This is a genomic window from Luteibacter yeojuensis (assembly GCF_000964085.1).
GTDB classification, from domain to species: domain Bacteria; phylum Pseudomonadota; class Gammaproteobacteria; order Xanthomonadales; family Rhodanobacteraceae; genus Luteibacter; species Luteibacter yeojuensis_A.
Map to the genome: position 1 here is coordinate 1 of NZ_JZRB01000111.1, position 880 is coordinate 880.

At 63.9% G+C, this 880-nt stretch carries 1 protein-coding gene; it reads left to right on the forward strand.

Annotation, left to right across the window (positions count from 1 at the left end; all coding sequences use genetic code 11):
• Positions 1-151: 151 nt before the first annotated feature.
• The gene (locus tag VI08_RS20435; protein WP_045831489.1) at positions 152-832 is read left to right on the forward strand and encodes a basic secretory protein-like protein; all 681 of its coding nucleotides are present in this window, start codon (positions 152-154) and stop codon (positions 830-832) included.
• The last annotated feature ends 48 nt before the right edge of the window (positions 833-880 follow it).

Here is an 880-nt window from a genome sequence, read left to right on the forward strand (position 1 = left end):
GCGCGCAAGCGCGCTCCTACATGATCTTTGGATGAACGCTGGCCTAGGAATTAGACGTTTAGACGGCTACTCAAACGTGACGTAGGTTGCAAAATCCTGCGGGCATGGGGTCCACGATCGAAGGACCCCAACCCAAGCAGGAGCAACGCACATGCAGCAGCCCAAGCGCTTTGGCGCCACCGCGCTCATCGCCCTCTCGCTCGCCGTCGCGGGCCCGGCCTTCGCCGATACGACGGTCACGTACCAGTCCAACGGCTACACGCTCAACGTCACCGACAAGAATTCGGGCGTGTCGCAGACCACCGTCGACACCATGGTGAACACCTTCTTCGCCATCTACCCGGCGGAATCGCGCGACTTCAACCCGGATGCCACGAAGACGGTCAGCATCGTCCTCGATCCCGGCTACGACGGCGTGGCGGCCACGGCCAATGCCACCGAGACGTACAGCGCGAACTACCTGAAATCGAACCCGACCGATACCGACACGGTGACGCATGAATCGATGCACATCGTGCAGGACTACGGCCAGCAGAACATCCCGGGCTGGCTGGTCGAGGGCATCGCCGATTACGCGCGCTACCGCTATGGCGTGAACAATGCCGCCGCCGGCTGGTCGCTGCCGGATTACCAGTCGGGCCAGAATTACACCGACAGCTACCGCGTCACGGCGCGCTTCCTCGTGTGGATCGAAGAGCACCACCCAGGCGCCGTGCAGCGCTTCGATGCCGCCCTGCGCGGGCGCACCTACAGCGACCAGACCTGGGTGGATATCACCGGCGCCAGCGTCGACCAGAACTGGGCCAGCTACACCGCCTCGCCGGGCATCTGACCTTCGTGGCCCGCTGAAAACGGTTACCCGCCGCGTCGTTCACGGCGG